The organism is Desulfosarcina cetonica JCM 12296 (assembly GCF_001311845.1).
GTDB lineage: Bacteria > Desulfobacterota > Desulfobacteria > Desulfobacterales > Desulfosarcinaceae > Desulfosarcina > Desulfosarcina cetonica.
The window spans coordinates 13,904-38,100 of record NZ_BBCC01000043.1 but is presented as its reverse complement, the minus strand read 5'-3'; the positions used below and the strand labels follow the sequence as shown (position 1 = coordinate 38,100).

Here is a 24,197-nt window from a genome sequence, read left to right as displayed (position 1 = left end):
ACGAATCCGTCATTTTTAGGAGGCGATGATGCGCGTGGCCTTGACTGTTGCCGGCTCCGATTCGTCGGGCGGTGCCGGCATCCAGGCGGACCTGAAAACGTTCCAGGCCCTGGGCGTGTTCGGCATGAGCGCCGTAACCGCCGTAACCGTGCAGAATACCCAGAAGGTGTACGCCATTCAGGAGGTGCGGCCGGAGATCGTTCATGATCAGATCACCTGCCTTTTCGATGACATATCCATTCACGCGGTGAAGATCGGCATGGTCGCCAGCGTTCCCCTCATCGAGGCCATCGCCAAGGCGTTGACGTCGGTGGAGAAGCTGCCGCCCGTGGTTCTGGATCCGGTGATGATTTCAAAGAGCGGCTACGCCCTGCTATCATCCGATGCCCAAGCGGCCCTGGTTCGGTACCTTTTTCCCCTGGCGATGGTCGTGACGCCGAACCTGCCCGAGGCGGAGTCCCTTTTGGGAAGAACCATTGGCGATGTCGCGGAAATGAAGATGGCTGCGCGGGACATGGCGGGCCTGGGGGTAAAGCATGTGGTCATCAAGGGGGGACATCTAAGACAGGGGCGGACGGCAACGGACATTCTTTTCGACGGTACGACCTTCAGTCGGTTGGAACACCCCCGCATCGACACGCGCAACACCCACGGAACCGGATGCACCTTCTCATCGGCCATCACCGCTTACATGGCCCGTGGCCGATCGTTCTTCGATGCGGTCGGGGAAGCGAAACGCTATATTTCCGGTGCCATCGCACACGGGTTGCCCCTGGGCAAGGGATGTGGACCCACCCATCATTTTTTTGATTTGTATGAACGGGCGGGGGTGGTGTCGGCTGAGGATGAGGATCCTTGATCCCCATCCCGCAGCGCTTGCGCAAAGAGCGCACCCAAAGCTCAGGCGTATCGCCGCCTGTCGCGCCACTCTCCATGGAGCGTATCATCACCGCATGCTCGGCGCCGGTCCGTCGCGCCCCGACGCTCGGGGATGTAACAATCATAGCTCACAACGCGTCGGTCGATACCGACACGACGATCATTGAAACTCGGTTTTAGAGGGGATAGCTTGTCATTTTGGGTAGACATGGTCAGGGTTCTCCTTAAAATTTTTCGCGCGCCTCGATCTCGACCCAATTTTCCTCTTTCTGGATGGGCACTTAAAATCCGATGGTGGAGATAAAACATCCCCCACCCCCACCGCCGCCGCCACCACCGCTGGATTCCGTCGAACTGCTGCTTGAGATTGTGCTGGCGGCGCTGTCTGTCGTATCGGTCGTGTCGGTTGAAAGACCCGACGGATCGATGATGATTCCATTGGCGGTTCCGTCGGCATCGCCGAAACCGCCGTCTTGAAGGGTCATGGTGACGGAATTGCGGCCACTGGCAAATTCCGCCAAATCGGCATAGGTTTGCCACCCATTGACGCTGTCGTATTTTATCCACTCGGCGTCCGCCGGTGCGGCGCCGGAAAACTGCACGGTCACCTCGACGCTGCCGCCGACCTTATCCAGGGTCAGTTTAAAGACAACCATTTCCGTTGGCAGATCAGACGGGGTGGTTTCGTCAACCTCAAAACCGGCCGGATCCACAACGGTTACTTGTTCGATACTGGCGCTGCAGTCGTTTCCCTCAACACTGATGCTGGTGAGGAGGGTGACGTTGGCGGCGGCCGAAGGTGGCCCCTCAAGGGCTTTCTGGGTTGCGGGCAGGTCGGTATCATCACCGGCTGCCTCGGTCGTAAAGGTACTGATTTCCGACCAGGGCGATACCATTCCACTGCTGTCGAAGAAGCGCACCCGCCACTGGTAGGTTTGGTCTCCGCTCAACACCAAAAGGGGAACTTTCAAGCGGGTCAGCTGGGAATCGCTGATGACATCCATGACGCAAGCCCCGTTGTCGATATCAGTATCCGTGGCATCAGACGTGCCAGTGGCGTAAATCTGCCATTGCGTAGCGGTGTGGGCATCCCCCTCGCTATCGAAGAAGGCTTCCGTTTCAAGAGATGGTGTGAGACTGACGATTTCACCCTCCACCGGGGCGACAGTCTGCGGTTGTGCTGGTGCGGTTCCGTCACCGGCATCATCCGGTTCCGAACCGGCCCGGTATTCATCAAGGTTGCTGATGCCGTCACCATCCAGATCGCCGGCGCCATCATTCGTTGTGGGATCCAGTCCATAATAGGCTTCCCACACATCGGGCATCCCGTCATTGTCGTTGTCATCGTCCAGGCTGTCCGGGATGCCGTCGCCATCCGTGTCCGGCGCATCCACTGGATCGGGGGTGCTGGCAGCCGGTGCGGCGTAGTGGACCTCTACCGAATCCGCGCTCTCCAGAGATCCCTCGTAGGCACGAACCACAAAATAATAATCCGTCCCGTCATCGAGATTGCTCAGGGTACAGGTGGTCTGGCTGCTTGCCAGTCGGGCTGGGTATAGTCGTAGGCCGTATCGGCTTTGCGGACAAACACCCGGTAACCTTGCGGTGCGGGGACGTTGGCATCCCATTGCAGAGTAACGCTGGCGGCCTTAGCGACCAGGGGCATGCATATGATGGCCAGGAAAGCGGCGATGACACCGGCGGCGATGAGTGTCGGTCGAGACAAAAGTCTGTTCTGGGTCAAGTCGAATTCTCCTGCGCAATCCATTTGGGAAATCTCGTATCCAGCATTTCTGCAGCAATTTCCCTGCCAAACGTTTCGGACTTGGTTCGGATGGAATAACATCCTGATTTATTGATTTGAAATCGATTCTTAGGGAATGATCGGTATTCCGACGATGGCGTGGGCGGCTGTTGGCGGGTAAAGCTCGTAACCGGGTAGTGCAAAAATCGTAACCGACCAACGGAGATGGAGGGGCTTTTGGGGCTAACGGATGGTGCAGGACCGTACAAAGGGTGCGGCCAGATCACGTAGCTGGCGCATCGCTTCGGGAAAAAGGGTCGGGTCCGTCTTGCCATTGAAGGCGGGGTCGAGACAGACCGATCGCCGGTTGAATGGCTGCAGGACATAACGGTCGGCACCCTGGATGGCCCGGGCCATGGGGACGATGGTGGTGGTATTGATAAACGGGGCGGCGCAGGTCGTCCGGAATTCATAGGCCGGCGCGACGGTCATGAGCCGATGGATGCTTTCACGGATTCGGTCGGCGATGTCCGTCTGATCACAGAAAGGGGTATAACGATCAAGGGGCGCCTTCACGTCCATGGCCACAAAATCCACCAGCCGCTGGTCCAGCAACCGGCCCAGGATATCGGGCCGGCTGCCGTTGGTGTCCAACTTGAGCGGATATCCCAGTGCCTTGATGGAGCGGCACAGATCCGCAATCGCCGGACTCAGGGTGGGCTCACCGCCGGATATCGCCACCCCCTCGAGCATGCCGCGGCGGGCTTTCAGAAAGTCCAGGACCGTCTCGATATCGATCCTCTGGGGGTATTCTCCATTTGCCAGGGCGGCGTTGTGGCAGTATGGACAAAAGAAATTGCATCCGGTCAGAAACAGGACGCAACTGATTTTCCCGGGAAAGTCGATAAACGAATTTTTTTGAAACCCCGCCAGAATCATGGACCGCTTCACACCAATCCACTCTGCTGCCGTAAATGCGCTTCAGCGTCAACGGCTGGCGCAACAGGGGCTTGTTCGGGCAGCACCCTCGCGGGGGAAGAAACAGGGGCGACGTCCTTCAGATTAATGGCGGCGACCCCCGGCAGCTCTTCCGGTGGAATACGGAAGGGTTGCGTCGGCAGTATTCGGCCTGCTTTCCGTCGTTCCACTGTTTGATGGGTCGCAAGTAGCCGACCACCCTGGAATAGACTTCCGTTTCCCGGTCGCAGTGGGAACAGCGGGGCTGCTCGCCGTTGAGGTAGCCGTGGGTGGGGCAAACCGAAAAGGTGGGCGTCAGGGTGAAATAGGGCAGATGATAATTACTCGATACCTTGCGGATGATCGATTTCACCGTTTCGATGTCGCCGACCTGTTCTCCCAGAAAAAGGTGCAGAACGGTGCCACCGGTATATTTGGTCTGCAGGTTGTCCTGGAGCATGAGGGTCTCGAAAATATCGTCGGTGTAATTGACCGGCAGTTGCGTGGAATTGGTGTAATAGGGGACGGCGCCTTTTTGAACATCCTCCTCGTTGGCGCATAGGATATCCGGGTAGCGTTTCTTGTCGATCATGGCCAGGCGATAGGAGGTGCCTTCGGCCGGCGTGGCTTCCAGATTGAAAATATCGCCGGTGCGGTCCTGGATTTCCGCGATCATGCCCCGCAGGGTGTCCATGACCTTGATCGCGAAGGCCTGTCCCAAGCCTGTGGTGATATCGGCGTTGAGGAAATTGAGGCAGGCTTCGTTCATGCCCACGATCCCGATGGTCGAGAAGTGATTCTTCCAGTAAACACCCGAGCGGTTCTTGATGTCGCGCAGGTAGAATTTGGAATAGGGATAAAGCTGTTTGTCGGTGAACTGCTCCAGCACTTTGCGTTTGATCGCCAAACTTTCGATGGCCAGGTTCACCTGCGCCTGGAGACGTTCGAAAAAGTTTTTCTCGTCATGGGCCAAATAACCGATTCTTGGCAGATTGATGGTCACCACGCCGATGGATCCGGTCAGCGGGTTGGCGCCGAACAGGCCGCCGCCGCGTTTGAGCAGTTCACGGTTGTCCAGGCGCAGTCGGCAGCACATGGAGCGGGCGTCTTCCGGCGACATGTCGGAATTCACAAAGTTGGAGAAGTAGGGAATTCCGTACTTGCCGGTCATCCGCCAAACGGGTTCCAGGTTGGGGTTGTCCCAATCGAAATCCCGGGTGATGTTGTAGGTGGGAATGGGAAAGGTGAAAACGCGGCCCTTGGCGTCGCCTTCGATCATCACCTCGGCAAAGGCCCGGTTGAAAAGATCCATCTCCTCCTGAAATTCGCCATAGGTGACCCGCTTCTCCTTGCCGCCGATGATCACCGGATGGTCCTTCAAGGTATGGGGCACGCAAAGGTCCATGGTGATGTTGGTGAACGGCGTCTGGAAGCCACCCGGGTAGGGATGTTGATGTTGAAGACGAATTCCTGCAGGGCCTGTTTGACCTTGGGATAGCTCAACTTGTCATAGCGGATGAAGGGGGCCAGCAAGGTGTCGAAATTGGATAGCGCCTGGGCTCCGGCCGCCTCGCCCTGGAGGGTATAGAAGAAGTTGACGATCTGCCCCAGGGCCGAGCGCAGGTGCTTGGGCGGCGCACTCTCAACCTTGCCCTCGACGCCTTTGAATCCATTGCGCAAGAGGTCGGTGAGGTCCCAGCCCACACAGTAAACCGAAAGCAGGCTCAGATCATGAATGTGTAACTCACCATCGGCGTGAGCGCGGCGAATTTCAGGCGGATAGATTTTGTTGAGCCAGTACTCCGAGGTCACATCCGAGGAAATGTAGTTGTTGAGTCCCTGCAGTGAATAGCACATGTTGCTGTTTTCTTTAATCTTCCAGTCCAGTTTGCGGATGTAGTGCTCGACGAGGTCCACGTGGGCTTTCGTGGCGATGCGACGAATCTGGGCATGCTGTTCACGGTAAATGATATAGGCTTTGGCAGTTTTGTAATAGGGCGAATCCAGTAACACCCGCTCGACAATATCCTGAATTTCCTCCACCTCCGGTGTCGGTCCCAGACGGAGTTCATGGGCCAGGGTCAGTACCCGCAATGTCATCTTTTTGGCTTCCCGATCCCCGAATTCTCCAGTCACCTGACCCGCTTTGGCAATGGCAGCGGTAATCTTGGAGGAATCGAATTCGACAATACGGCCATCACGCTTCTTGATCTCTTCTATCACAGGGCTCTCCTCGGGTATGACGTGTCGGGTTACGACGATTTGAAACGATGAGGAAATACCGTTCGCGGTATTTCTTCTGGGGGCACGACCTAGCGGATATGGTGTATTTCCAACGCCATGGTGAAGCCATGGTTATGACGACCTAATTACATCAAGATGTTGTTGTCTGTCAAGCTGCTTTTTCTATATGTAGTGGATTTCGGTTGCCATGCGCCCCTATGGGCAACCTGTTGGGATTGCATGCAAAACTATTTGTCCGGGTTTGTCGAGGATGGGAAATGGTGCGATTTCAGCATATTTAACGCTATGCAGATTTAGTGGTAAAAGAGCGTTGACATACAATATGTTGTATGAGAAATTGATTTTCAGCGGAAGGGCGTGGGGCTGGTGCCCACACTGCCGATTTCCTTCGATCATTCCCCGGTCTTACCTCTGGAGTTACAGTGACATGCCACAAAAAGAGAAAACTCTGATTATCGACGATGGTAACGTGGACCTGAACACGCACGTTTGGGATGACCAGCGTTTTTGCCAAAGCCTCATCGGCGCCAATGCGGTCGACGAGCGCCAGGCGAAGGAGATTGCGACCTTTATCCGTGCCACCATCGATCGCATGGACCTTCGTCAGATTACCGCCCCCATGATCGACGAATTGGTCAAGGCCAAGCTCGCCGAATACGGACTCGACACGGCCTGCCAGAAACCGATCCGGTTGACCCGGGATATGTTCCTGCGGAATGGTTTCGATCTTTCCGCCAATGCCCAAACCGTTCTTGAACGACGTTATTTAAGAAAGGATGTCGAGGGCAAGATCCAGGAGCGTCCAGCGGAAATGTTTCACCGGGTTGCCCGGCATATCGCCGAGGCAGAGCTGATGTATGACCCGAAAGCCGATGTCGAGCACTATACCCAACTGTTTTACCATCTGATGACCGAATTTCGGTTTTTGCCCAATTCGCCCACCCTGATGAACGCGGGCAGGCGGTTGGGACAGCTGGCCGCCTGTTTCGTCCTACCCATTGAAGATAGCATGGAGGGAATTTTCGACTCCCTTAAAAATGCCGCCATCATCCATAAATCAGGCGGGGGCACCGGCTTTTCCTTTTCCCGCTTGCGGCCAAAAAACTCCATGGTGGGGACCACCGGGGGCATTGCTTCCGGGCCGATTTCGTTCATGAAAATATTCAACACGGCAACCGAGCAGGTCAAGCAGGGCGGCACCCGGCGTGGCGCCAACATGGCCATTTTGCGCGTGGACCACCCGGATATCATGGAATTCATCCACTGCAAGGCCAACAACAGCGAATTGAATAATTTCAACATATCGGTGGGCATTACCGACGCCTTCATGCAGGCGGTTAAGGCGGATGCCACCTATGACCTGGTGGATCCCAGGGATCGCTGCCCCGTGTCCACGCTCAACGCCAGGGAGGTTTATACGGCGTTGGTGACCCAAGCGTGGAAAAACGGCGATCCCGGAATCGTTTTTCTGGACCGGATCAACACGGACAATCCGACCCCGGCCTTGGGCGAGATCGAAAGCACCAACCCCTGCGGGGAACAACCGCTGTTGCCCATGGAGGCCTGCAACCTCGGATCGATCAATCTTTCCAAGTTCGTGATTGCCGATGATACCGGATCAAGCATCGATTATGCCGCGCTAAAGGAAACGGTTTGGCTGGCCGTCCGCTTTTTGGACAACACCATTGACCAGTCCCGTTATCCGCTTGCCGCCATCGACCGCATGGTCAAGGGAAACCGCAAGATCGGTTTGGGCATCATGGGGTTTGCCGATCTCTTGTTTCAACTATCGATTCCATACAACAGCGAAGCGGCCTTGACGATGGCCGAGGAACTCATGGGCTTCATCCAGAACGAATCCCATCAAGCCTCCCTGTCTCTGGCCGGGGAGCGCGGTCCTTTCCCCAACTACGCGCAAAGTCGTTTCAAGGATGATCCAGCAGCCGCCTATCGCAACGCGACGACCACCACGATCGCACCCACCGGAACCCTCAGCATCATCAGCGACTGCTCATCGGGGATCGAGCCTCTTTTTGCACTCAGTTTTGTCCGTACGGTGATGGATGACGACAAGCTCATGGAGGTCAATCCCCATTTTGAAGCCGTTGCCAGGCAGCAGGGATTTTATTCAAACGCGCTGATGGAAACCGTTGCCAGCATGGGCAGTATCGCTCACATCGAAGACATCCCCGAGCCCGTCAAGCGCGTATTTGTCACCGCCCACGATATCTTGCCGGAATGGCACCTGCGCATGCAGGCGGCCTTTCAGAAGCATACCGACAACGCCGTCTCAAAAACCGTCAATCTGGCGAGGGATGCGACAGTGGCCGACGTCAACAAGATCTATGATTTGGCCTGGGAATTGGGGTGCAAGGGCGTTACCATTTACCGGGATGGCAGCAAGGAAAACCAGGTGCTCTCCTTTGCGCCGAGCCAGAAGGATCAGGATGCGTTCATGACGGCCGTGCGCAAAAGACCCGACACCCTGGACGGCTTCACCACTCGGGTCAAAACCGGCCTCGGCCAGCTTTACGTGACCGTCACCGAGTATCACGGAAAACCGTTCGAAGTCTTTGCCACGATCGGCAAATCAGGGCGTTCGACCACCGCTAAAACCGAGGCCATTGGTCGGTTGGTGTCGTTGGCCTTCCGGTCGGGCGTAACGGCCGACAAGGTGGTTGAGCAACTCAAGGGAATTGGTGGTGAACATCCCATTTTTCAAAATGGGGGCCTGGTGCTTTCCATCCCCGACGCCATTGCCCGGGTCCTGGAAGATCGCTATTTGAAGGGCGCCGAAAAACGAAGCGGCAGCCGCGGCCTGATGGGCGAGGTCTGTCCCGAATGCGGCCAGACGATCAGCTTCGAGGAAGGCTGCATGACCTGTCACTTCTGTGGATATACGAAGTGCGGGTAACCTTAATAAACCCAATATCTGATGAACTCGTAAAAAGTCGCATTTCCGACGATTCGTAAAAAGCCCGAGATCAAGGCTTGCGAATCCTTAAGGAAGGAGGCGTACTATTGCGTACGCCGCAGTGACGAAGGGTGAAGCGTAACGCCGATATCGGGTTTTTACGAATCCGTCAATCACGGCGCGGGCCTTCTCATGGGCATATGCCGCATCGGTGTTTCCGCCGTGATCCACAGGTAGTCCGCCCAGTCACGCTCGGCTTCCCCGCCCACCTCGGCCAGGTAGATCGTTTTGAAAGGGGCATGGGTCCTGGAAAAAGCCCGATCGGGGATGCCGAACTTGCGGATGATGTGTCCATTGCCCACCAGAACTACCATCTGCCCTCGCCCAAATGTTGGGCCACGGCGTCGGCCATGGCATCTTCCCACGCGCACTGTGCCTCGTAAAAGGTAGCGAAGTGATCCTCTGCCGCGAAGGCGTGCAGGTCGTAAATGGTTTTCAAATAATTCCGATGGGCGGTATTGCCGGTATCGATGGTCTGGGGCAGGTACCGTCGATCCGCTTCCGTCAGGCTATTGATGCCACCGATGCGGATTTTAGCCGGGATATGGAAAGGGATGTTCAGGGCAACCACCCGCAATCTGTTTTCTTTTGCAAATTCCAGAATATCACGGTACAGAGCGAAATCGTAACGCCAGTTGACGGCCCAATGGGTTTGTTTCAGAAAGGTGGGCACGTCGAGTTGTCCCGCGCACCAGCGGTCCAACACCGGCTGATAGGTGACGTCGAACATCTCCATACCGATGATCAGATCGGGGGTTTGTCGGGCCAGGGCTTGGATGACCTGAAGCTGGATGGCATGATGCGCCGGGTTGGTATGGCTTTCGCCCACATAGATCACCCGTTCGGGGCCTAATTCGGCGAAGAGCTGCGCCGGTGTGACCACCGTACCATCGTCTGTTTTATAGATGGTGTTTTCCATGAGTCGGGTCGGGTTGTTCCGGATCGCCAGGGTGTTGGGCGTCAGGGTACATCCACCGGCAAGCATGAGAAAAAGGAGCAATAGTCCCCAGTCGCGAAGTTGGGCAGCCGGTTTGGAAGGTGTCAAGGGTTCTCCTTTTTTCGCGATGATCATCCCCTCAGAGGCTTTGGCGAAGATGAAATTCAGAAACGATCCGCGCTTTCACAAGGCGTTTATTCCCTGGCATGATACAGAGCCGGTCATGCTGCTGATCCTGTCTTTTGCGCTTTTGGTGCTTCTGTTCAGCATGGTCGGCGTGGCGGCCGCGCTGGACGTTCCCCAATTTCAACCCCATATCTGGCTTCCCTGTTTATTGGGAAGCCTGTCGATGATCCTTGTCATCTCCGCACTGATCCGCCTGATTCGCCGCTGGCAGCCGGAATCGACTGATTTCAGGTAACGGATTGATTGGCAGGCATCAGGGGCTTTTCTCCAAAAAGGCCTGGAAACTCATTTTCAGGTAGCTGTCAGATCCGATATACTTCAGGATTTTGAGCATTTCATCAGCGGGAATATAACCTGGCCGACTGCCGATACGTTGCCCGTTTTCAGCGATGAACCAGGTGCTAGGAAGGCCCTGGACGCCATATTTTTGGGCGATGTCGTGTTGTCGGTCGGAGTTGACACTCACCGGGATGAAGTTACGGTTGACGTAGGCGATCACGGTCGGGTTCTGAAATGTCTCGGTTTCCATCTGATGGCAGTAGCGGCACCAGTCGGCATTGAAAACCAAGAACAATTTCTTGTTTTCCTGCTCACCCCGGCGAAGGCCCTCGTCGTAAGTGAGCCACTGGATGCCGTCGCTATGTTGAGCCGCCATCGTGGTGGCAGGGCCGGCCATCCAGGCGATTGCCAGGACGAGAATCAAAGTAATCAATGTCGGATATTTTTTCATGGCATTTCGTTTTCCTATACGCTCATCAGGCTTAGGTTGTTGGTTACCAGCAGCAGGCCGAGAATGAGCAGCAGCCCTCCGGCCGTCATATTGATATACTTTATCGACCAAGTGGCTCTTTTTATCAAGCTCAACAACGAGTCGACGAATATCGAGAGCAGGATAAAGGGGGCGGCCAGACCGCCGGCGTAAACCGCCAAAAGAGCAACGCCCTTGGCAATTGTCGCCTGATTGCCGGCAACGATGAGGATCGATCCCAGCAAGGGGCCGATGCACGGGCTCCAGCCTGCGCCAAAGGCCATGCCGACGATAAACGTCCCCAGGAAATGAAGCGGCTTCTTCCGAACCTGGAACCGGCGTTCGAACTCCAGCACGTTGAAACGGAACAAACCGATCATATGAATTCCCAGAATAATGATCAACACACCGCCGATGATCCGTATCCAATCCCGGTATTGAAAAATAACGCCACCCAGGTAGGAGGCCGACGCTCCCATGAGAATGAATACCGACGAGAACCCAAGCACGTATCCCAACGTGGATAAAATCACCCGGATCCGGACGACGGAGCTTTTTGCCTGGGTCAGTTCCTCCAAGGATAAGCCGGTGATAAAGGTGAAATAGGCGGGGATAAGCGGAAGAATACACGGTGAAAAAAAGGACAGCAAACCGGCCAGGAGGGCCGCCGGGTAGGAGATCGTTTCGGTAAACATGCCGGTGGGTCAGCTCCTTGGCGTGGTTTCAATAATTATGTGTTGGCTTCATCGAGAAAGAATAACGAGCCACACCGTACCCGTATGGTTACAATCTTGGGCGCGTCAAACAGGAGGGCCGGTCCGCCGGCGTTTCGTATCCACCAGAACCATCATTGCGGCGGCGAGGAGCGCCAGGTTGCGCAGGATATTCACCGCGATGTTGGACGGTTCCCGGGCGGAGAGGGAAAAACAGCCGCAGGCGATGTTCAGCCCTCGGTAACCGTTATAGCCGATGACGCCGATAAAAACCACCATCATCAGGCAAACCAGCAATGCTGCGCCTTTTTCGAACCGGCCGGCGATCAGTGCCAATCCGCAAAACAATTCGATCCAGGGAAAAACGACCGCCAGCGGTACGATCAACGCCTGGGAAAGGAGCTGGTAATTATGTAGAATGCCTGCAAAGGCGCTGGGATCGATGATTTTCCCCGAACTGGAAAACAGAAACACGATACCCAAAGCGATGCGGATGGCGACGATGCATTTGTGCGATTTCAAGCACGCCGATAGTCGCATGACAGTCTCCACAGCGGGTTGACATTCCATCCCAACGGCCATCCCCCCATCAAGTGGTGCCTCAGGACCGTGGTGGCGCCGAAAGGGATTTTTGCCAGGCTTCAGGGCTTTGCCGCGCCATTGGTGAAATTTTTCATCACGATCTCACCCAACTCCTTGGATCGATGGGTGGCGGCTTCCACAGCATTGATGAGGGTGGTCCGCAGCCCGCCTTTTTCCAGCGTATGCAGGCCGGCGATGGCGGTTCCTCCGGGCGACGTCACCGAATCCTTGAGGGGGCCGGGATGGGATCCGGTTTCGAGGAGAAGTTTGGCCGACCCGAGAATGGTCTGGGAGGCCAGAAAAAGAGCGTCTTTTCTGGAGAGGCCAACCTTGACCCCAGCATCGGCCAATGCATCCACGATCATGAAAATATAGGCCGGGCCGCTGCCGCTGAGTCCGGTGATGGCATCCATCAGGTCGTTTTCTTTTAAAAAATCGATTTTCCCACCGAGTCGAAGATCGCCATGGCCAACTTGACGTCCTCCTGGCTGGCGTGGCCGCCGGCAGCCACGGCGGTGGCGCCCTCGCGAACGGCCACGGCAACATTGGGCATGACCCGGATCAACCGCAGGTCTTTATTCAGCACGGATTCGATCGCCGCCATGGGGACACCCGCCGCAATGGAAATGACCAACTTGCTCATATCCAGGTGATCGGCGGTTTCCCGCAACACGCTGGCGATGATCTGGGGCTTTACGGCGTAGATGATAATATCCGAGGCCTTGACCACCTCGATATTGTCGGTTGTAACGGCGACATTGAATCTTTTTCGCACCGCGTCCAACTGACTTTCGCTGGTATCGGAACAAATGATGTTTTCCGGCTGTGTCGCCCCGGAACGGATCAACCCGTCGATGAGGGCATTGCCCATGTTTCCTGCGCCGATCATCCCGATTTTTTTGTCATTCAACATGAAATGGCTCTCCTTTGAATTATCGTATGCGTAACCCGATCAACTACGTTCAGGACTGGCTTCTGTCAAGGGAAATCCGTGTGTATCACCGGCCCCCGTAGACCCCAAGGGGGGCAAACTGGGTGGGACGCTTCTGAATCTAACCGCAACGATTGTAACACTTGCGTGTTTTTGTTTTTCCGGTCGATGGCTTGGAAATCCAAGGCACTCGCTATTCGGGTGATCGTTGGTGCTGGTGATCGCTGGCGCTATAGATTGTCAATCCGGCTATTGTTTCTGTGACGACGCAATGTTAACCTTGATTTAAGGTAAGGCATGTGAATTTCCAACCCGTGCCTGATCCAACAATCAATTGTCGATGGATGGGCCGGATATTCAAAGGAGGCGTCACCATGCATTTAGGTTCCAGCAGGACGGTGGCATCATTTTCCTATGAACGCCGCGACGCTCACAAAGGGTACACGGACAGGTTCCTCGATATGGATCTGTCCCGACCGTCCATATCTGTCAAAACGGTTCCGTTGCAGATCAAAAAGATATTCGTCGGTGGCAGGGGCTACGATTTGTGGCTGCTTTGGAATGCCGTCGACGCCGGCACGCAATGGGACGATCCGCAAAATGCGATCTGCATCGCATCGGGGCCCATGGGCGGCACACCGGCCTATCCCGGTTCGGGTAAAAGCATTGTCACGGCCATCTCACCGCTGACCGGATCGGTCATCGATTCGAACGTGGGCGGTTATTTCGGGCCGTACCTGAAGTTTTCCGGTTTCGACGCGTTGCGGATCTCAGGGAAATGTGCCAGCGATACCATCGTGTTCATCGACGGCATCTCCCGCAAAGTCGACATCATTGAGATGTCCGGCTTGCCAGATGACGCCTACGCCCTTTCCAGCGAACTGACCGATCACTTCTGCCAGGGCAAGCCGATGGACATCTCCGTGGTCTCCGCCGGACCCGGCGCCGCCAATACCCGCATGGGCTGCCTAAACTTTTCATGGTATGACAGTGCACGTGGCCGGGTTCGTTACAAACAGGCCGGCCGCGGTGGCATCGGCACGGTGTTCGCCGACAAGCGGATCCGTGCCGTGGTAGCCCGTTGGGAAAAAGTATCGGTCAAATCCAACAACCCGGCCGATTTGGATGCCGTGAAAAACGTGGCCCGCTGCCATGCCCAGGAAATCGTCGCCCTGGATCCCAAACAGAATGAAATGGCCCGCATCGGCACGACCCACCTGGTGCCGATCATGAACGACTTTGATTTGTTGCCCACGAAGAATTTTCAGTTCGGCTCCCACCCCGCAGCCTTCCTTATTGGTCGGGAGGCCTTTGAAAAACTCTTCGATCCGGGCTTCGACGGGTGCTGGAAAGGTTGCACCGTGGCATGTGCCCATGGGGTCAAGGATTTCGTACCGTTTACCGGAGCCTATCGGGGGCAGCGTGTTTTTGTGGACGGGCCGGAGTACGAAACCATCGCCGGATGCGGATCCAACCTCGGGATTTTTGATCCCTACACCATCCTTGAAATGAACTTTTACTGCGATGCCTACGGCCTTGACACCATCAGCGTGGGAACGGCATTGGCCTTTGTCATGGAGTGCTTCGAACGCGGGCTGATCACGACCGATCACACCGGCGGGCTGGATCTTTCTTTCGGCAACCGCTTAAACGCCTTGGAACTGGTCCATCAGATGGCATCCGGCAGCGGATTTGGGGCCATCGTCGGCCAGGGGGTGCGCCGCATGAAAGGCATCTTTGCCAAGACATTCGGCGCCGACGCGAGCCTTCTGAACGATATCGGCATGGAATCCAAAGGACTCGAATTCTCCGAGTACATGACCAAGGAATCATTGGCCCAACAAGGCGGCTACGGGTTGGCACTCAAAGGCCCGCAGCACGATGAGGCATGGTTGATTTTTCTCGACATGGTGCACAACTTCATGCCCACCTTTGAACAGAAAGCCGAGGCCCTGCACTGGTTCCCCATGTTCCGGACCTGGTTCGGGCTTTGCGGCCTGTGCAAACTGCCATGGAACGACATCGTGCCCGAGGACAACAAGGATACGCCGGAACCGGCCAAGGTGATGAAACATGTTCAGTGGTATGCCGACTACTACACGGCGGTGACCGGTAATCCGGCATCCCCCGAGACGTTGATTACCATGAGCGAACGGGTCTACAATTTTCAGCGTCTCTTCAACTTGAAAATGGGCTTCGGTACTCGTGAGCACGACAGTTTACCCTATCGCGCCATGGGACCGGTCACCGTCGAAGAGTACGAATCGCGGCAGCAGCGTTACGATGACCAGTTGACCGGAACCCATCAGGTGGACATCATCGGGAAGGATACGGCCTGGAAGGTGGCGGTGTTGCGTGAAAAACGCGAGGCCCAGTACGAATTGCTCAAAGATGCGGTTTACAAACGGCGGGGTTGGACGTCCGATGGTATTCCCACCGTCGCGACGGTCAAGCGGCTGGGCATCGATTTCCCGGATGTGATGACTTTGCTCGCAGCTCACGGCGTGAAGTGAAAGATGGTTTTTATTGATGATAAACCCTATGCTTGGCAGGCGGACATGACCCTGGCCGATCTTCTGGCCCGCCTGCCCGATGGCGACATTTATGCCGTGGTCAAGTTTGACGGCAAACTGATATCGCGTCCCTTTTTTGCCAGCACGATGGTGCCGGACGGCGCCCGCATTGTCCCCGTCCCAATGATTGCCGGTGGGTGATCCCCATCCACTTTTTGGGATTCCCATTTTCCAATAAGGGGGCACTCGCCGTTGCACGTATCCGAAACCCATCCTCTTGGCATCACCCAACCCCATGAAAAAACTTGACTTAACCGTATAAAAGAGCGTACTTTTGGTTTGTTGCAAGCGCCTGTAGCGGGGTTTTGATCGGCAAAATATCCAATCATGAGGATCCTACGCAAATGTTTATTATCGGCTATTTTTTAAGGGCAGTGGCCATCGTTGTGGACTATGTTTTGTTTTTTTACATGCTCATCATTGTCGCGCGGGCCATTTTATCCTGGGTCAACCCGGATCCTTACAATGCCATTGTCCGCTTTATTCATAACGTTACCGAACCGGTGCTCTACCCCATCCGCGCGAGGTTGCCGATCAATTTTGGCGGGATCGATTTTTCACCGATCGTTGTTTTTCTGGTGATTATTTTTTTGCGGACATTTGTCGTCAATTCCCTCTTGCGCATGGCGGCCTCGCTGATCTGACTATTCCATCAACCCGATGGTGATCATCGGTATTCTTCCGTCATTCAAGCTGCGGCGCGCCCATCCGAACCGGATGGCACCATTGGTCTTCCCGTGGAAAAATAATAATCCCGAAAAATGCAGAAAGTTTGCATTTTTTATTATTTCATTCCCCTGATCTGCCGATAACAGGATCGTTGTCATGAAACTTACGCCTTTGGACATTCAGCAACAGCAATTCAAGGTCCGTTTCCGCGGTTTCGATGTGCGTGAGGTGGATCGTTTCCTGGAACAGACAGCCGATGCCTTTGCGGCGCTCCAGGAGACCATCAAACGCCAGGAGGAGGAAATCCGCCGGCTCAGACTGGAGAAACAGGGCTACAAGGAACGCGAGGAAACCTTCAAGCGGGCCATGCTCAATTCCCAGAAAGTGCTGGAGCAAATGAAAGACAACGCCCGTAAATCAGCTGAAATCATCATCGCTGATGCGGAAGTCAAGGCCGAGAAGATTTTGAACCGCGCCCATGGCCGTCTTTCCCAACTCCATGAAGATATCGCCGAACTCAAGCGCCAACGTATTCAGATCGAGGTCCAAATCCGGGCCATCATCGATGCGCACAGCAAGCTGCTGGAGATCGGTAAGGAAGGAATGGATACCTTGGATGCCGAGGACATGAAAATCAAGCTGCTGAACCAGTAGTGCGGACGCTGGTCGACATTCATCCCTTACCGAAGGCCGATCATCCGGAGACCCGCGCGACCATCAGGAGAATGCGATGGCTAAAATCGATGCCTTTTTCAAGCTCATGCACGAACAAAATGCGTCTGACCTCCATTTGCTTTCGGGGCAACCGCCGGCCCTGCGCATCCATGGTGACATCGAACGCGTGAAATATAAGGTTCTGGATAACGACGACCTGCGCAAGATGCTCTATGAAATTACACCCGAGGATAAAATCAAGCTCTTCGAGGAAACGGGTGATGTGGACTTCGGCTATGAAATCCCCGGCCTGGCCCGCTACCGGGCAAACTATTTCATGCAAAAAACGGGATTGGTGCCGTTTTCCGCGAAATTCCCAGCTCCATCCTCACCGCCGAGCAGCTGGGGCTGCCGCCGGTCGTCTCCAAGTTGGCATCCCTGCCCCGGGGGCTGGTTATCGTCACCGGGCCGACCGGCTCCGGCAAATCCACAACCCTGGCGGCAATTATCGATGTGGCCAATCGAACCCGCAGCGACCATATCATCACCATCGAAGACCCCATTGAGTTTGTGCATAAAAGCCGGGGATGCCTGGTAAACCACCGGGAAGTGGGGCTGCACACCAAATCCTTCAGTGCCGCCCTGCGGGGTGCCCTGCGCGAGGACCCGGACATCATTCTGGTGGGTGAAATGCGGGATCTGGAAACCATATCGCTGGCCATTGAAGCCAGTGCCACGGGTCATCTGGTCTTTGGTACGCTGCATACCACCAGCGCGCCAAAGACCGTAGACCGTATTGTGGAGGTCTTTCCCGCACAGGAACAGGCGCAAATCCGGTCCACGTTGGCCGATGGCATTCGGGCGATTATCTCCCAAACCCTTTTCAAGCGGATCGATCGAAAGGGCGCGTGCCGGCTTTGGAAATCCTGATCGCCACGCCGGCGGTGCGCAACCTGATTCGTGAGTCCAAGTCCCATCAGCTGCCCTCCATGATGCAAACGGGTAAAAAGTATGGCATGCAGCTTTTGGATGACGCCATTATGGATCTTTACAACAAGGGGCAAGTGGGTGCCGATGATGCCTACACCAAGGCCAATGACAAGGCCCGTTTCCGCCCGCTGCTCAAGTCACCGCCCACCGACTTTACCGAGGCCTGATGATCCCCATGGAACCACCTGGCGCGGGCAATCGGCTGCCATGTTCAGGTGCCGGATTCACGATGGATGTAAACAGAGGGACCCATGAGAAAGCAGGAAGTCGATCATATTCTGACACGCATGCTGGATTCGCACAGCAACGTCTCCGACCTGAACATTACCGTCGGTAAACCCCTGCAGGTCGAAAGCAGCGGGGAGCTGGTACCCGTGGAGATCAAACCGGAAATCCGGGAGCTGACGCCGTTTCAGACAGAAACGTTTGCCATGAACCTGATTGCGCAGGACCGCCGTTTGACCGAGATACTGCTTGAAACCGGATCTTGCGATCTTTCTTATTCACTGCCCGGAAAAGCACGTTTCCGCGTCAATGTATTTTCACAAACCGGTCACTACTCCATCGTTCTGCGCAAGCTTGAATCCAAAATACCAACCATCCGGGAACTTAACCTTCCGGATACATTCAACACGATCGCCAAGGAATTGAATGGCATCGTTTTTGTCACCGGTGCCACCGGTTCGGGTAAGTCAACGTCGCTGGCCGCTATTTTGGAAGAGATCAACGAATCGCGTTCGGTGCACGTGGTTACCTTGGAGGATCCCATCGAATACCAGCACCCGCATAAGAAGGCCACGTTCAACCAGCGTGAACTGGGGGCAGATTTCGACAATTTTCCCAACGGCCTGCGGGCGGCGTTGCGTCAGGCCCCCAAAGTGATTCTCGTCGGGGAAATGCGTGATCGCGAAACCGTTGAAATCGGGCTCAATGCCGCCGAGACCGGCCACTTGGTGCTGACGACCCTGCATACCGTGGATGCCGGCCAAACCATCAATCGTATTCTCGGCATGTTTCCCAATGAAGAAGAACGACAGATCCGTATTCGTTTGGCGGATACCATGCGTTGGATTGTCGGCCAACGGCTGTTGCCTAAAATCGGAGGCGGGCGGGTGGCCGCCTTCGAGATTTTGGGGACCAACCTGCGGGTCAAGGATGCCATCCTGAATGGCGAATCCGAGGGCAAGACCTTTTATGAGATCATGCAGGCGGGGCGGCCTTTCGGTATGACCACTTTTGATGAGTATATCGTCGGGCTCTACGAGCAGGGGCTGATTTCCCAGGAAACAGCCATGACCTTCTCTTCCCACAAAGGGGTGACCGGCCGGGGCATCGATCGGGTCAAGAGCGCCCGTGGCGAGTCCACCACGGACATCGACAAACTCGAGATCGACCGCGGCTACAACAAGGCCTGAGCAAACCGTTTTACGACCTTACCGGAACGAAAGGGTGGGTTGGAGATTCATGGAAATCATTTGTGAAAGCTGCCAAAGTAAATTCAAGATCGCCGATGAGAAACTTCCCAAGGATAAAACGGCTTTTTTGAAGTGCCCCAAATGCAGCTATCGAATCAGTATCCCGCCGGCTGGCCAGCCGATGCCATCGCCTGATCCAGCGGATTTCGAGGAAGATTTTTTCTCCTTTGAAGAGGATGAAAGCGAAGGCGACGATACCACGGAAAAGCCCTTTGACTTTGTGGAGGAGGAGGGCAAGACGGCGCTTTTATGTGAACCCGACCCGGCGATCAAAAAAGTGATTATACCGGTGCTGGATGTGCTCGAATATCACATCACCGAAGTCAAAGACAGCCGTGAAGCCTTGAAATCCATGCGCTATCACGGTTATGATCTGATCGTGGTCAATGAGTACTTCGATACCAAGAATCCGGATGCCAACGGTGTGTTGATCTATCTGGAACGCCTTGCCATGGCGGTCCGCCGGGATATTTTCGTGGCGCTGGTGACCCGGCGGTTCCGTACCATGGATCATATGGTGGCATTTCAAAAAAGCGTGAACATGATGATCAATGTGGACAATATCGCCGATTTTGATAAGATCCTGAGGCGCGGCCTGGCGGACCACGGCCTGTTTTATCAGACCTTCAAGGACTGCCTGAAGTGATTCGCAAGCCTTGATATTGGGCTTGTTCCGAAACCGTCAATCGTAGGTGGTCATGCAATCCAAGGGCAAGTATACCTGTACGGAATACCGGCAGGAGATGATTCTTCTGGGCTTGAAACGGCGACTGACCGATCCGCAGCTTTCCGAGGCGGATCGATTGCGGTTGACCGAGGAAATCCGTGAACTCGAAAAACAGATGGGAATGGACTAAGCGGTGATGGGCGCTTCTATCCAACGCATGGCAGCCGACCTCGACCTGATCGCCTTGGATCCGCCCATTGACGGTTTCAGGGATTTTATCGCCGCTTGGTTGTGGCGCGGACCGCAAGCGACCTGCCTGGTGGACGTGGGGCCGGCGGCGACCGCCGATCAGCTGATCGGGGCGCTAACCGAGTTGGGGGTACAGCGTCTGGATTACATTTGCCTGACCCATATTCATGTGGATCATGCCGGTGCCCTAGGACACCTGCACCGGCAGTTCCCGACCGCGTCCATCATCTGCCATCCCAAAGGGATTCCTCATCTCATCGATCCCGAAAAGCTGTGGCAGGGTACCTTGAAGACCCTGGGGGCGACAGGCCGCGCCTATGGTCCCATGCTGCCCGTGGAAGCATCGGCGTTCGTCAGCGATGAACAACGCGAACGCCTCCCCTTTGACCTGCTGGACACGCCTGGGCACTCACCGCATCACTTCACCATTGCGGCGAACGATTACCTTTTTGCCGGAGAGGCCGGTGGCGTGTGCCTGCCGATCGCTTCAGGGGGGCTTTATCTGCGACCGGCGACGCCGCCCCGTTTCTTCCTGGAAACTTCCCTGGCCAGCATCGACCGCCTGTTGGCAACCGGTGCGGCCTCACTCTGCTATGGGCATTTCGGAATGCGTCGGGATGGTCGGGCAATGCTGGCCAAGCACCGTGAACAGCTACTCTTCTGGCATCGTACCCTGGCTGCTGCCGTTTCTTCCGGCAAAACGGCGGATAGGACGGATGTCAACGGCTGGGTTGATCTGATGCTGGAAAAAGATCCGCTCCTCGGTCTTTTCGATCAGCTTCCTTCCGATGTTCAGACACGTGAGCGTATTTTCCTGGTTAACAGTGTCAAAGGCTTTGTCGACTATATCGCCCCGTCTAACTTGACGGATTCGTAAAAAGCCCGATATCGGCGTTACGCTCACCCTTCGTCATTGCGGCGTACGCAAAAGTACGCCTCATTCCTCAGGATTCGCAAGCCTTGATCTCGGGCTTTTTACGAATCCGTCGAAACGGTGACTTTTTACGAGACCGGCAAACTTCCTAAGTTTTCCCATTCAACTTGTAATCCGAAATGCAGATCAAGCCGACCGAATGGCGTCGATCACGGATAGTGTCGCCCGGGTGCGGGCCACGTCATGGACGCGAACGATATGGGCGCCCTGCATGGCGGCGGCGGCCACGGTCGCCTGCGTACCCCAGGCCACCTGGGGGGAGAGCGGATCGATATCTGCTGCGGATGGATCCTTGACCAGCTGGCGAACGAACATTTTACGTGACGATCCGACCAATAAAGGCGCCTCCAGATCGTTAAATCGTTCCAGCTCACGCAGGATTTGAAGATTGTGGGTGATGGTTTTGCCGAATCCGATCCCCGGGTCCAGGATGATGTCGTTGCGATCAACGCCAGCGGCGACGGCGACCGCCATCGCCTCTTGGAGAAACGTTTTGATTTCGCCAATCAAGTCATCATAGACCGGTGCCTGCTGCATGGTTTTGGGGATGCCCTTCATGTGCATGAGAATCACCGGAACCTTGCATCGGGCCGCAGTTACCGCCATTTCCGGATCCATGCGCAGAGCGGCAATGTCGTTGATGATCGTGGCACCGGCAGCCACGGCCTCACGGGCCACCCGTGCCTTGGTGGTGTCGATGGAAATGGGGACGTCTACCCGATCGACCAGCTTTTCGATCACGGGGATGACCCGTGACACTTCTTCGGCCTCACTGACCGGTTCAGAATAGGGACGGGTGGACTCCCCGCCGATATCGAGAATGTCGGCCCCTTCGGCAACCAGCTGCAAGGCCTGGGAGACGGCCCGGTCCGTAGAAAAAAAATGTCCCCCATCCGAAAAAGAGTCGGGCGTGATATTGACGATTCCCATGATCAACGTACGGCGACCGAGTTCCAAGGATCTCGGCCCACAGGCGATGGTGTAAGTCGGCATGTTAGTACTCTTCTCAGCGTATTCGGTAATGGTATAACCCAACGGCAGCAGTTGAACCCCATGCTCACGTTCAACTGCTGCGGCCCAATTCAATGTGGCGTGGTGGCGATGTTTAGGGACGATCTTTGCGGGGGGCGTCCGCCGTCGTATCGGTGGGTTCGTCCGGTGCCTCATTGTCGTCGGCATGGGTTGCCGAATCCGGTGGCATCTCCGCCGGCTCTTCCGCGGTAGCCTCCTGAGAAGGTGCCGGTTCCGGATCATCGGCCAATTCTTCTTTGTCGGCCGGTTTTTCCGGAAGCTCGATTCCGGGTCTGGTTTGGCGGATGATTTCATCCATCTCCGCACCCATGATCGTCTCTTTCTCCAGCAACGCCTTGGCCAGCTGATGGAGGACATCGAGGTGTTCGGTCAATACGGATCGCGCGCGCTCATAGGATTCCATGATCAGCTTGTTGATTTCAGCATCGATCTTGCGCGCGGTTTCCTCGGAATAGTCGCGGTGTTGGGCGATTTCCCGTCCCAGAAACACCTGTTCCTCTTCCTTGGCATATGAAAGCGGGCCCAGGGCTTCACTCATCCCCCAACTGCGGATCATCTGCTGCGCCAGTTCGGTGGCCTTCTTGATGTCATTGGACGCACCGGTGCTGATACGGTTGAAGACGATCTCTTCGGCGACCCGTCCACCAAAAGCGATGGCCAACTCGGCTTCCAGCTGGTCTTTATACCGGAAGTCGCGCTCTTCGGGCAGAAACCAGGTCACGCCGGCGGCTCTGCCGCGGGGAATGATGGTGATCTTGTTGACCGCATCCGTTCCGGGGATAAACCGCGCCACCAGGGCATGGCCCCCCTCGTGATAGGCCGTGGTCAGGCGGTCTTCTTCTTTGATGACCTTGGATTTTCTTTCAAGGCCCATGTAGACCTTGTCCTTGGCGTCCTCGAAATCGACCATGTCCAGCCGTTCTTTGTTGCGTTTGGCTGCGATCAGAGCGGCTTCATTGACCAGGTTTTCGAGGTCGGCACCGGAAAAACCCGGTGTGCCCTTGGCCAGGACGAGTGCATTGACATCCGCGGCAATGGGGGTGCGCTTCATGTGCACGCGCAGGATTTTTTCACGGCCCCGAATATCCGGCAGGGAAACCACCACCTGCCGATCGAAACGGCCCGGACGCAGCAGGGCGGGATCGAGGACATCGGGGCGGTTGGTGGCTGAAATGAGAATGACGCCTTCGTTGGATTCGAATCCATCCATTTCCACCAGAAGCTGGTTGAGGGTCTGTTCCCGTTCATCATGCCCGCCGCCGAGACCGGCACCGCGGTGGCGCCCCACCGCATCGATTTCATCGATAAAAATAATGCAAGGGGCGTTCTTTTTTCCCTGTACGAAAAGATCGCGTACACGCGAAGCGCCCACACCGACGAACATCTCAACGAAGTCGGAACCGCTGATACTGAAAAAAGGAACCCCGGCTTCACCGGCGATGGCCCGGGCCAACAGTGTCTTCCCGGTACCGGGGGGCCCATGAGCAGAACGCCTTTGGGAATGCGGCCCCCCAGGCGCGTGAATTTTTTCGGATCCCTCAGGAAACTGACAATCTCCTCCAATTCTTCCTTGGCTTCATCGATGCCGGCCACATCCGCGAACGTGACTTTCTCTTGCTGATCGGATAGCAGACGGGCCCGGCTTTTACCGAATGACATGGCTTTGCCGCCGCCGCTTTGCATCTGGCGCATGAAAAAGATCCATACACCGATGAGAACAATCATGGGAAACCAGGAGACCAGTACTGACATGTACCAGGGGGATTCCGCCGGTGGTTTGGCAACGATGGTCACGCCCTTTTCTTTGAGGCGCTGGATCAACGCCGGGTCATGGGGGGCGTAGATTTTGAAATGGCTGCGATTGAGATCGGTGACTCGGAGTTCCTGGCCCTGGATCGTGACTTCCGATACCCGGTCGGCTTCCACCATGGAAAGAAATTCCGAGTAGCTGATGTCATTCTGTGACAACTGCTGTTGGGTGAACAGGTTGTACAGCATGACCATCATGAGGGTAATGACCAGCCATAAGGCCAGGTTCTTATAAAATGGATTCAAATCA

General features: G+C 55.6%; 24 protein-coding genes and 3 pseudogenes. 12 read left to right on the top strand and 15 right to left on the bottom strand.

The genetic code is table 11. The features are described from left to right. The first annotated feature begins 25 nt into the window (after nt 1-25). Nucleotides 26-859 (top strand): bifunctional hydroxymethylpyrimidine kinase/phosphomethylpyrimidine kinase, encoded by an 834-nt coding sequence (thiD, locus tag JCM12296_RS12155; RefSeq protein ID WP_306304011.1) that lies wholly within the window; start codon nt 26-28, stop codon nt 857-859. A gap of 301 nt (nt 860-1,160) precedes the next feature. Here thiD and JCM12296_RS12150 read toward each other — a convergent pair whose 3' ends face one another. The 4 genes and pseudogenes from JCM12296_RS12150 to JCM12296_RS12135 all read right to left on the bottom strand — a co-directional run bounded on the left by JCM12296_RS12150 (nt 1,161) and on the right by JCM12296_RS12135 (nt 5,803). Then, nucleotides 1,161-2,360, bottom strand: coding sequence for a choice-of-anchor U domain-containing protein (locus JCM12296_RS12150; protein ID WP_054693178.1), 1,200 nt, complete (start codon nt 2,358-2,360; stop codon nt 1,161-1,163). A 32-nt stretch (nt 2,361-2,392) separates the two neighbouring features. After that, the gene (locus JCM12296_RS12145; protein ID WP_054693176.1) at nt 2,393-2,623 is read right to left on the bottom strand and encodes a hypothetical protein; all 231 of its coding nucleotides are present in this window, start codon (nt 2,621-2,623) and stop codon (nt 2,393-2,395) included. A 243-nt stretch (nt 2,624-2,866) separates the two neighbouring features. Then, nucleotides 2,867-3,562, bottom strand: a complete 696-nt coding sequence (locus JCM12296_RS12140) for an anaerobic ribonucleoside-triphosphate reductase activating protein (RefSeq protein ID WP_054693173.1) — start codon at nt 3,560-3,562, stop codon at nt 2,867-2,869. 118 nt (nt 3,563-3,680) lie between these two features. Continuing rightward, nucleotides 3,681-5,803, bottom strand: a pseudogene (locus tag JCM12296_RS12135) (ribonucleoside triphosphate reductase). 448 nt (nt 5,804-6,251) lie between these two features. Between JCM12296_RS12135 and JCM12296_RS12130 the strand changes: the two are divergent. Then, nucleotides 6,252-8,738, top strand: a complete 2,487-nt coding sequence (locus JCM12296_RS12130; RefSeq protein ID WP_083456088.1) for a vitamin B12-dependent ribonucleotide reductase — start codon at nt 6,252-6,254, stop codon at nt 8,736-8,738. A gap of 173 nt (nt 8,739-8,911) precedes the next feature. On the opposite strand, the gene JCM12296_RS12125 is transcribed toward JCM12296_RS12130, so the two are convergent. Then, the gene (locus JCM12296_RS12125; protein WP_054693170.1) at nt 8,912-9,112 is read right to left on the bottom strand and encodes a hypothetical protein; all 201 of its coding nucleotides are present in this window, start codon (nt 9,110-9,112) and stop codon (nt 8,912-8,914) included. Beyond that, nucleotides 9,106-9,843, bottom strand: a complete 738-nt coding sequence (locus JCM12296_RS12120) for a ChaN family lipoprotein (protein WP_054693168.1) — start codon at nt 9,841-9,843, stop codon at nt 9,106-9,108. The genes JCM12296_RS12125 and JCM12296_RS12120 overlap by 7 nt, the downstream gene beginning before the upstream one ends. Here JCM12296_RS12120 and JCM12296_RS12115 point away from each other — a divergent pair. Continuing rightward, nucleotides 9,830-10,156 (top strand): hypothetical protein, encoded by a 327-nt coding sequence (locus tag JCM12296_RS12115; RefSeq protein ID WP_054693165.1) that lies wholly within the window; start codon nt 9,830-9,832, stop codon nt 10,154-10,156. The two genes, JCM12296_RS12120 and JCM12296_RS12115, sit on opposite strands and share 14 nt — an antisense overlap. 18 nt (nt 10,157-10,174) lie before the next feature. Here JCM12296_RS12115 and JCM12296_RS12110 read toward each other — a convergent pair whose 3' ends face one another. From JCM12296_RS12110 to JCM12296_RS44310, 5 genes are all read right to left on the bottom strand, one after another. Then, a complete protein-coding gene (locus JCM12296_RS12110; protein WP_054693162.1) occupies nt 10,175-10,651 on the bottom strand; it encodes a thioredoxin family protein in 477 nt (158 codons plus the stop codon). Between the two features lie 14 nt (nt 10,652-10,665). Beyond that, nucleotides 10,666-11,364, bottom strand: coding sequence for a cytochrome c biogenesis CcdA family protein (locus tag JCM12296_RS12105; protein WP_054693159.1), 699 nt, complete (start codon nt 11,362-11,364; stop codon nt 10,666-10,668). 105 nt (nt 11,365-11,469) lie between these two features. Further along, nucleotides 11,470-11,922 carry a MauE/DoxX family redox-associated membrane protein gene (locus JCM12296_RS12100; protein WP_054693157.1) on the bottom strand — a complete coding sequence of 151 codons (453 nt, stop codon included), beginning with the start codon at nt 11,920-11,922 and terminating at the stop codon, nt 11,470-11,472. Between the two features lie 101 nt (nt 11,923-12,023). Further along, the gene (locus JCM12296_RS44315; protein ID WP_246804208.1) at nt 12,024-12,377 is read right to left on the bottom strand and encodes a pyrroline-5-carboxylate reductase family protein; all 354 of its coding nucleotides are present in this window, start codon (nt 12,375-12,377) and stop codon (nt 12,024-12,026) included. 14 nt (nt 12,378-12,391) lie between these two features. Beyond that, the gene (locus tag JCM12296_RS44310) at nt 12,392-12,877 is read right to left on the bottom strand and encodes a pyrroline-5-carboxylate reductase family protein (RefSeq protein ID WP_246804206.1); all 486 of its coding nucleotides are present in this window, start codon (nt 12,875-12,877) and stop codon (nt 12,392-12,394) included. A 392-nt stretch (nt 12,878-13,269) separates the two neighbouring features. Here JCM12296_RS44310 and JCM12296_RS12090 point away from each other — a divergent pair, with 392 nt between their 5' ends. The 3 genes from JCM12296_RS12090 to JCM12296_RS12080 all read left to right on the top strand — a co-directional run bounded on the left by JCM12296_RS12090 (nt 13,270) and on the right by JCM12296_RS12080 (nt 16,112). Further along, complete coding sequence (locus JCM12296_RS12090; protein WP_054693154.1) at nt 13,270-15,408, top strand: aldehyde ferredoxin oxidoreductase family protein; 2,139 nt, start codon at nt 13,270-13,272, stop codon at nt 15,406-15,408. Nucleotides 15,409-15,411: 3 nt separating this feature from the next. After that, entirely contained in the window at nt 15,412-15,609 is a 198-nt protein-coding gene (gene thiS / locus JCM12296_RS12085) for a sulfur carrier protein ThiS (protein ID WP_054693152.1), read from the top strand. 203 nt (nt 15,610-15,812) lie between these two features. After that, nucleotides 15,813-16,112 carry a YggT family protein gene (locus JCM12296_RS12080; protein WP_054693149.1) on the top strand — a complete coding sequence of 100 codons (300 nt, stop codon included), beginning with the start codon at nt 15,813-15,815 and terminating at the stop codon, nt 16,110-16,112. On the opposite strand, the gene JCM12296_RS12075 is transcribed toward JCM12296_RS12080, so the two are convergent. Then, nucleotides 16,113-16,295, bottom strand: a complete 183-nt coding sequence (locus JCM12296_RS12075) for a hypothetical protein (RefSeq protein WP_054693146.1) — start codon at nt 16,293-16,295, stop codon at nt 16,113-16,115. Here JCM12296_RS12075 and JCM12296_RS12070 point away from each other — a divergent pair. From JCM12296_RS12070 to JCM12296_RS12050, 6 genes and pseudogenes are all read left to right on the top strand, one after another. Beyond that, a complete protein-coding gene (locus JCM12296_RS12070; RefSeq protein ID WP_054693143.1) occupies nt 16,294-16,791 on the top strand; it encodes a DivIVA domain-containing protein in 498 nt (165 codons plus the stop codon). The genes JCM12296_RS12075 and JCM12296_RS12070 overlap by 2 nt on opposite strands. A 76-nt stretch (nt 16,792-16,867) precedes the next feature. After that, a pseudogene (locus JCM12296_RS12065) lies at nt 16,868-17,948 on the top strand (type IV pilus twitching motility protein PilT). Nucleotides 17,949-18,032: 84 nt separating this feature from the next. Continuing rightward, nucleotides 18,033-19,196, top strand: coding sequence for a type IV pilus twitching motility protein PilT (locus JCM12296_RS12060; protein ID WP_054693141.1), 1,164 nt, complete (start codon nt 18,033-18,035; stop codon nt 19,194-19,196). Between the two features lie 49 nt (nt 19,197-19,245). After that, nucleotides 19,246-19,902, top strand: coding sequence for a zinc-ribbon domain-containing protein (locus JCM12296_RS12055; RefSeq protein ID WP_054693138.1), 657 nt, complete (start codon nt 19,246-19,248; stop codon nt 19,900-19,902). A 52-nt stretch (nt 19,903-19,954) separates the two neighbouring features. Beyond that, nucleotides 19,955-20,113: a hypothetical protein gene (locus JCM12296_RS39800; RefSeq protein ID WP_172683876.1), complete on the top strand. Its 159-nt coding sequence runs from the start codon at nt 19,955-19,957 to the stop codon at nt 20,111-20,113. A gap of 6 nt (nt 20,114-20,119) precedes the next feature. Beyond that, the gene (locus tag JCM12296_RS12050) at nt 20,120-21,049 is read left to right on the top strand and encodes an MBL fold metallo-hydrolase (RefSeq protein WP_083456084.1); all 930 of its coding nucleotides are present in this window, start codon (nt 20,120-20,122) and stop codon (nt 21,047-21,049) included. Between the two features lie 183 nt (nt 21,050-21,232). Here the strand turns inward: JCM12296_RS12050 and folP are convergent, their stop codons facing one another. The 3 genes and pseudogenes from folP to JCM12296_RS51380 all read right to left on the bottom strand — a co-directional run. Then, on the bottom strand, nt 21,233-22,099 hold the full coding sequence (gene folP / locus JCM12296_RS12045; RefSeq protein WP_054693135.1) for a dihydropteroate synthase: 867 nt from the start codon (nt 22,097-22,099) through the stop codon (nt 21,233-21,235). A gap of 112 nt (nt 22,100-22,211) precedes the next feature. Then, nucleotides 22,212-23,591: an ATP-dependent zinc metalloprotease FtsH gene (gene ftsH, locus JCM12296_RS12040; protein ID WP_479690860.1), complete on the bottom strand. Its 1,380-nt coding sequence runs from the start codon at nt 23,589-23,591 to the stop codon at nt 22,212-22,214. 377 nt (nt 23,592-23,968) lie between these two features. Next, nucleotides 23,969-24,136 (bottom strand): annotated as a pseudogene (locus JCM12296_RS51380) (ATP-dependent metallopeptidase FtsH/Yme1/Tma family protein); the annotation flags it as partial. Nucleotides 24,137-24,197: the final 61 nt, after the last annotated feature.